The 7365-nt window shown below is 34.8% G+C and carries 8 protein-coding genes; 4 read left to right on the forward strand and 4 right to left on the reverse strand.

What is annotated here, in order from left to right; all coding sequences use genetic code 11:
* Positions 1-195: 195 nt before the first annotated feature.
* Positions 196-1566, reverse strand: coding sequence for a histidine--tRNA ligase (gene hisS / locus MG292_RS11265; RefSeq protein WP_264532628.1), 1371 nt, complete (start codon positions 1564-1566; stop codon positions 196-198).
* Positions 1567-1726: 160 nt separating this feature from the next.
* On the opposite strand from hisS, the gene MG292_RS11270 reads away from it, so the two are divergent.
* Positions 1727-2968 (forward strand): ABC transporter permease, encoded by a 1242-nt coding sequence (locus MG292_RS11270; protein ID WP_264532627.1) that lies wholly within the window; start codon positions 1727-1729, stop codon positions 2966-2968.
* A gap of 53 nt (positions 2969-3021) precedes the next feature.
* On the opposite strand, the gene prmC is transcribed toward MG292_RS11270, so the two are convergent.
* A complete protein-coding gene (gene prmC / locus MG292_RS11275; RefSeq protein ID WP_264532626.1) occupies positions 3022-3876 on the reverse strand; it encodes a peptide chain release factor N(5)-glutamine methyltransferase in 855 nt (284 codons plus the stop codon).
* A gap of 21 nt (positions 3877-3897) precedes the next feature.
* Positions 3898-4383 carry a GNAT family N-acetyltransferase gene (locus MG292_RS11280; RefSeq protein ID WP_264532625.1) on the reverse strand — a complete coding sequence of 162 codons (486 nt, stop codon included), beginning with the start codon at positions 4381-4383 and terminating at the stop codon, positions 3898-3900.
* Positions 4384-4485: 102 nt separating this feature from the next.
* Between MG292_RS11280 and ribD the strand changes: the two genes are divergently transcribed.
* The 3 genes from ribD to MG292_RS11295 are packed head-to-tail and all read left to right on the forward strand — an operon-like array spanning position 4486 to position 6766.
* The gene (gene ribD, locus MG292_RS11285; RefSeq protein WP_264532624.1) at positions 4486-5529 is read left to right on the forward strand and encodes a bifunctional diaminohydroxyphosphoribosylaminopyrimidine deaminase/5-amino-6-(5-phosphoribosylamino)uracil reductase RibD; all 1044 of its coding nucleotides are present in this window, start codon (positions 4486-4488) and stop codon (positions 5527-5529) included.
* Complete coding sequence (locus MG292_RS11290; protein ID WP_264532623.1) at positions 5522-6124, forward strand: HAD family hydrolase; 603 nt, start codon at positions 5522-5524, stop codon at positions 6122-6124. Before ribD ends, MG292_RS11290 begins: the two co-directional genes overlap by 8 nt.
* A 15-nt stretch (positions 6125-6139) precedes the next feature.
* A complete protein-coding gene (locus MG292_RS11295; RefSeq protein ID WP_264532622.1) occupies positions 6140-6766 on the forward strand; it encodes an IMPACT family protein in 627 nt (208 codons plus the stop codon).
* Positions 6767-6773: 7 nt separating this feature from the next.
* Here the strand turns inward: MG292_RS11295 and MG292_RS11300 are convergent, their stop codons facing one another.
* A complete protein-coding gene (locus MG292_RS11300) occupies positions 6774-7178 on the reverse strand; it encodes an acyl-CoA thioesterase (protein ID WP_264532621.1) in 405 nt (134 codons plus the stop codon).
* Positions 7179-7365 lie beyond the last annotated feature (187 nt).

Consider the following 7365-nt stretch of genomic DNA (forward strand, 5'->3'; position numbering starts at 1 on the left):
TTTGAAAATGCCTCAAAAATTTAATAAAATTTTAAGACTATTTCGTTTTCGATTGGAGTAAGTTTGTAATCGGATAAGTAAAAAAGATCCTATTGAATCTCTAAATTAGAAATTAAGGTTTGTCTCTACATAATTATTAATTCAATATTACCTTATATTAGAAAAAGCTTCGTTTTTATCAAACGAAGCTTTTTTTTATGCTAAAACTTTTTTCAGTTCTTCTAAACCAAGCCCTTTTTGCTCTCCGGTTTGAAGATTTTTTAACGTATAGGTATTCGAGTTCATCTCTTGATCGCCCGCCATTACTGCATAAGGAATGTTTCTTCTATCAGCATGTTGAAATTGTTTGGCTAACTTGGCATTATCAGGATACAACTCTACTTTTATGCCTGATTGACGTAATGCTTTAATTGCTTTCATAGCATAAATCGCTTCATTTTCGCCATAATTAATAAACAACGCTTTTGAAGTCGCTGTAACAGTAGTTGGAAATAATCCCAATTCTTCTACAACTAAATAGATACGGTCCAAGCCAAAAGAGATTCCTACTCCACTCATGTTTTTTAAACCAAAAATACCTGTCAAATCATCATAACGACCACCACCACCTATAGAACCCATAGCAACTCCTTGAGGCGCTGCTACTTCAAAAATAGCTCCTGTATAATAATTCAGCCCTCTAGCCAAAGTGACATCTAAATCTAAAATAGCGGTTGCCAAGCCAAGTGCTGTTACTTTATCACAAATGAAACGCAATTCTTCCACCCCTTTCATTCCTTCTTCAGAATCAGCTAATAAATCGGATAATTGATTTATTTTCTCCGAAAAAGTTCCCGTAAAGCTAAACAACGGTTGTACCTTAGCAATAGCCGTTTCCGAAATCCCTTTCTCCATCATTTCTTTCTTTACACCATCTTCGCCAATTTTATCCAGTTTATCCAAAGCCACCGTAAAATCGATTAATTTATCTGAAGCGCCAATCACTTCTGCAATTCCAGAAAGAATTTTGCGATTATTAATTTTAATAGTGACACCATTCAATCCTAAAGCTGTAAAAACACCATCGTACAATTGCACTAATTCTACTTCTTGCCATAAAGAGGTTGAACCTACTACATCGGCATCGCATTGAAAAAATTCTCTGAAACGCCCTTTTTGAGGACGATCGGCTCTCCAAACCGGTTGGATTTGGTATCTTTTAAAAGGGAATTCTATTTCGTTTTGATGTTGCACCACATAACGGGCAAAAGGCACCGTTAGATCATAACGCAAGGCTTTTTCGGAAATACTTGCCGTCAATTTAGTACTATCTTTAGCTTCTAAATGAGTCGCATTGGCTTTCGCCAAATAATCTCCCGAATTCAAAATCTTAAAAATCAAGCGATCACCTTCTTCACCATATTTTCCCATTAAGGTCTCTGAATTTTCAAACGAAGGTGTTTCAATCGGTTGAAACCCAAATTTCTCAAAATTGCTTTTGATTACTTGGATAATATACTGACGTTTTGCTACCTCTGCAGGTGAAAAATCTCGGGTCCCTTTTGGAATACTTGGTTTTGATGCCATTTTGAATATACGATTTACGATATACGATATTAGATGTGCAATTTATAATTTGAATTCTATATACAGAAATGCAGTGCAAATATCTTATTTTTAAAATAAATATCCGCTCTTCTGGAGCAAACTTGTAACAAAAATTGTATTTTCGTGACAAATTGGTACTATGCTAAATTTATTCAAAGAAAACGTTAAGATTGCAATTGGTTCAGTTCGAACCCAGTTGTTACGTACCATATTAACCGTATTAATTATTGCTATTGGTATTACTGCTTTGGTAGGAATCCTAACCGTTGTAGCTGCTTTAGAAAACACCATTTCGGCTGATTTTGCTTCGATGGGAGCCAATACCTTCAACATCAACCAATACGAAAATACAACCAGACGACGTGGAAATGAGGAACGAGAAATAATCAATCCTATTATTTCTTACCCTGAAGCCGTAGCTTTTCAAAATAAATTCAAATACCCATTTACAGAAACTTCGCTTTCATTTACAGCTACTTCCAAAGCAGAAGTGAAATTTGGTGCGACTAAAACCGATCCTGAAATAACCATTGTGGGAGTCGATGAAAATTTCATTCCTAATTCTGGTTTAGAAACTAGTTTAGGTCGCAATTTTAACGGATTTGATATTGACAACAATACATATATGTGTGTCGTAGGTTCTGATTTTGAAAAAGGATTACTGAAAGATGTAAATCCAATTAATAAAATCATTTCTATTCGTGGCGCCAAGTTTAAAGTCATTGGAGTGCTAAAAGAAAAAGGCTCTACTTTTGGCAACAGCCAAGATTTACGTGTTTTAATCCCAATTCAAGTAGCTCGTTCTTTATTTACAGCACCAAAAATAAACTATACCGTAAGCGTCATGGTGGGCAAGAAAGAATTACTAGACCAAGCCATTGACAATGCAACGAGTACGATGCGACGTGTTAGAAAATTAAGCCCTGTAAAAGATAATAATTTTGGCGTGGTACGTTCCGATGATTTGATTAACCGAATCCTTGGAATTACCAAATACCTTGGATTGGCTTCATGGCTCATTGGAGTAATTACTGTTTTAGGATCGTCTATTGCTTTGATGAATATCATGATTGTTTCAGTAACCGAACGTACTCGAGAAATTGGCGTTCGAAAAGCGTTAGGAGCTAAAAAATCGACCATTGCTTTTCAGTTTTTTATTGAAACTTTATTAATAGGTCAATTGGGTGGATTAGTTGGTATTATTTTCGGGATTTTGATTGGTTTTGGAATTGCAACTGCTATAGACTTTGCCTTTGTTATTCCTTGGGGTGCTATTATTGCTGCCTTTATCACCAGCTTTATTGTAGCCATTGTTTCAGGTCTATATCCAGCTATTAAAGCGGCAGTATTAGACCCAATTGAAGCGTTACGTTACGAATAAAGCCATTTACGATTTAGGATATTAGATTTACGAAAAATCGTAATTCGTATATCTTACCTCGTACTTTTCGTCATTCTATTGTTACCGTAAATATCTTTTCTAAGTACTGTATCTTTGAAATTCATTTCTTGAAGTAAATCCAACATTTCTTGTCCTAAATATTGGTTAATTTCAAAATACAATTGACCTGTCTGATTTAGATTTTTCAGTGCCAATTGGGCAATTTTTCGATAAAAAATCAAAGCATCATCATCGGCTACAAAAAGTGCCAAATGCGGTTCATTATCCAATACATTTTTCTTGATTTCTTGTTTTTCCAAATGGCGCACATAAGGCGGATTGGAAACAATAATATCGAATTGCTGTCCCAAATCTTCGGTTTCCAAAATACTTTGACAGATAAACTGTACTTGCACTTGATTCAACTCAGCATTTTTTTGGGCGGTAGCCAAAGCTTGTTCAGAAATATCCAAAGCAAAAACCTCCGCATCAGGTAAATTCTTAGCTAACGAAATGGCAATACAACCACTTCCCGTTCCAATATCTAGAATTTTGATTTTTGATTTTTGATTTTTGATTTTTGATTTTTGGACGATCCAATCCACCAACTCTTCTGTTTCAGGTCTCGGAATCAAAACGGCTGAATTCACCTCAAATTCCAATCCGTAAAAATGAGTTGTACCTAAAATATATTGTATTGGAATTTCTCTTTTAAGTTCTTCCAAAATCGAATTCCAAGTTTCCATTTCTGAAACCGACAATACTAATTCAAGCTGCAAGGCAATATCTATCCGCTTCAACTGATGTTTGGCCTCCAAAATGAGATAGAAAAAACGCTCTGCTTCTCCTGGATCATATAGAGGGGTAAGTTCTTGAATAAATTGGTCTCGGTAGTGTTTTATAGTCATGTTTTGAAAATCAAAGTAATTCTACAAATCTTGTAACATCCAAACTGGGCAACTGGTATGTCCTGTGCAACCCATGGGCGCATCAATGTATTCAAAACCTGATTTTTTATATAATTTCTGTGCCGCATGCATAAATGGCATGGTCTCTAAATAACATTTTTCAAAACCAAATTCCCTTGCCGACTGCAGACAAATAGCCATCATTTTGCTTCCAATGCCTTTCCCACGAGTTTCTGGTAAAAAGTACATTTTTTGCAATTCGCAAATACTTGGAGCTTCATTTTCCAAAGGAGCAATTCCGGCAACGCCCTTAATTTTTCCTTCATGTTCTACCACATAATACACCGATCTTGGTTTGTTGTATTCCTCATACATCAAATCCAAATACGGGTCTTCGTATGCGGTTCCAACTTTTGGAATATTCAATTCGTCAAAAACAGCGCGTATTAGTTGTGCTACTGCTGCATTGTCTTTCTTCTCTATTTTTCTAATGAGCCAATTCTCCATTTGTATAAATGCTAATTTGAATCACAAAAGTAACTATTGTTTGTTACAATTTTCGAAAGTTATCCCTTAAATCGGAAAGCTAAAAAGTAGTACTTTTGTAACATGAACAATCACGAATACTATATCGCTCGTTGCATCGAACTTGCCAAAAATGGTTTTGGAACTACGTATCCCAATCCAATGGTAGGCAGCGTGATTGTATATAATGGTCAAATCATTGGGGAAGGTTGGCACCAAAAAGCAGGAGAACCTCATGCCGAAGTCAACGCCATCCGTTCAGTAAAAGACCCATCTTTATTAAACAAAGCAACTATCTATGTGAGTTTAGAACCTTGTAGTCATTTTGGAAAAACACCTCCCTGTTGCGATTTGATTATCAAAAATAAAATTCCGAATGTCGTTATTGGCACAGTCGATTCTAATATAAAAGTAGCTGGGAATGGTATTAAGCGATTGAGAGAAGCTGGCGCGAATGTCATTGTTGGAGTATTAGAAAAAGAATGTTACGAACTCAACCAACGTTTTTTTACGTTTCACGAAAAGAAAAGACCTTATATAATATTGAAGTGGGCGGAAACACAAGATGGTTTTATTGCTCCTTTAACAAAAAAAGAACAAAAACCCGTTTGGATTACTAATTCCTATTCCAGACAATTGGTACACAAATGGCGCACCGAGGAACAAGCAATTTTAGTAGGAACACAAACCGTGATAGATGATAATCCAAAATTAAATGCTCGAGATTGGGAAGGCAACAATCCTATTCGAGTAGTCATTGACCAAAACAATCGTATTCCAAAAAATGCACATGTCCTTGATAATCAGACAAAAACTATCGTTTTTTCCAAAAATAAAACTACCGTTTCATCTGAAAACACTATCTTTGAAGTAATTGATTTTCAAGAGAATATAGCGCAACAAATTGTTGAACGATTGTACCAACACCAAATCCAATCCGTAATTATTGAAGGAGGCGCTCAAATAATACAAACTTTTATAGATGCCGCCCTTTGGGATGAAGCACGAGTATTTATTGGAAATAGTAAATTCGGCACCGGAATAAAAGCGCCAGTATTGAATAAGACACCTTCTAAAAAAGAAAAAATTGGAACAGATGAATTACTAATAATTAGCAATTATGATTGATACTATTATTTTTGATTTTGGAGATATTTTCATCAATTTGGACAAACAGGCTACAGTTGATGGACTAAAAAAATTAGGTTTATCTTCTTGGAATGAAGATTTAGACCGATTGAATATTTCGTTTGAAAAAGGGCAAATTTCAAGAGATAACTTTTTATTAGGAATTCAGAAACACATTCCTAATGCAACAATAGAGGATATTTTAGCAGCTTGGAATGCTGTCTTATTGGATTTTCCTTTACACCGTTTGGAATTTTTACAACTATTATCTCAAAAATACCGCCTCTTTTTATTAAGTAATACCGATGCAATTCATATTGACTATTTTGAACAAAGAGAAGGCGCTTCATTTTACGGTGATTTTTACCAATGTTTTGAAAAAGTATATTTTTCATACGAAATGGGAATGAGAAAACCCGATGCCGAAATCTACCATGCTCTAATTCGTCAACACGAACTTTCACCAAAACGTACCTTATTTGTTGATGATAAAAAAGACAATACGGATGCAGCCAAAGCTTTAGGGCTACACGTTTGGAATCTTCAAGTGGGTCAAGAAGATGTAATTGACCTTTTGGACAAAAAAATAATTTAGACTACAAACTGCCTTTTGGAAATCAAAGACACCTATACTACCATAGCTCAGGCTACAGAAGAAATTCTGTTCAAAGAAAAAAGCAGTAAATTTTTTGGTTACGCTTTTCCTATTCAATCAGAAGAAGAGGTAAAACCTATCATTGACCAATTGCGAAAGCTACATCCCCATGCAGTTCATTATTGCTATGCGTACCAAATTGGTACAGAAAAAATAAGTTATAGAGCGAATGATGATGGCGAACCCAGCAATACCGCAGGAGCTCCCATTTACGGACAAATTCAATCTTTTGGTTTGACCAACGTACTTTTGGTCGTGGTTCGCATCTTTGGCGGAATCAAATTAGGAGTAGGCGGCTTAATTACTGCGTACAAAACCACCGCACAATTGGTTTTAGAGGAAGCTGAAATCATTGAAAAAACAATCGATATGCATTTTTTGATTTCATTTGACTACAAAAACATGAATAAAGTAATGCGGGTAATCAAAGAAAAAAAGTTAGACATTGTGACTCAATCTATGGAATTAGAAGAATCTGGACTTGCTTTGGGAAAAATAGAAATCAAAACCCGAAAAAAAAATGCCGAAATGATTTTCGACATTTTTGACAATCTATTCGAAATTACAATCAAACGTCTTTAAATTACGTTTACTCCACCTCTTTGAGAAGTTCCAAAATATAATTTGGTGGGGTAATTGGACGACCTGTTTTTAAAGACACAAAAACCAAAATAAATTCGGCAGTTGTTAATAACTCATCCAACTCATTATATATCTTACAATCAAATTCTATCTTAACCGAAGATTGACTTTTGAAAGCAGTATGAACCGTGAGCAGTTCATCATATCGCGCTGATTTTTTATAATTGATATTCATTGAAACAATTGGCAGTCCAATCCCTTCTTCTTCCATACTTTTATACGAAACTCCTTTACTCCTGAGCCATTCCACACGTCCCATCTCAAAATAAGGAATATAATTTCCATGATATACTACTCCCATTTGGTCTGTTTCAGAGTAACGAACACGAACTTGAATTTGATGATCTTTCATGATTTGCATTTAATTTTTAATGATTCTAAAAAGCTTAATACGACATTTTTTTTAGAAAAAAATCTATCGAATAATTTTTTTTTAAAGAAATTTGTTCACATATTTGTTTTCCCAAAAAATTACAAAAACAGCCCCTCCTTTTTTGTAATAAAAATGTTAACCAAACTTAAATAATTTAACCGAATAT

The sequence above is a fragment of the Flavobacterium keumense genome (assembly GCF_029866485.1).
Taxonomy (GTDB): Bacteria; Bacteroidota; Bacteroidia; order Flavobacteriales; family Flavobacteriaceae; genus Flavobacterium; species Flavobacterium keumense.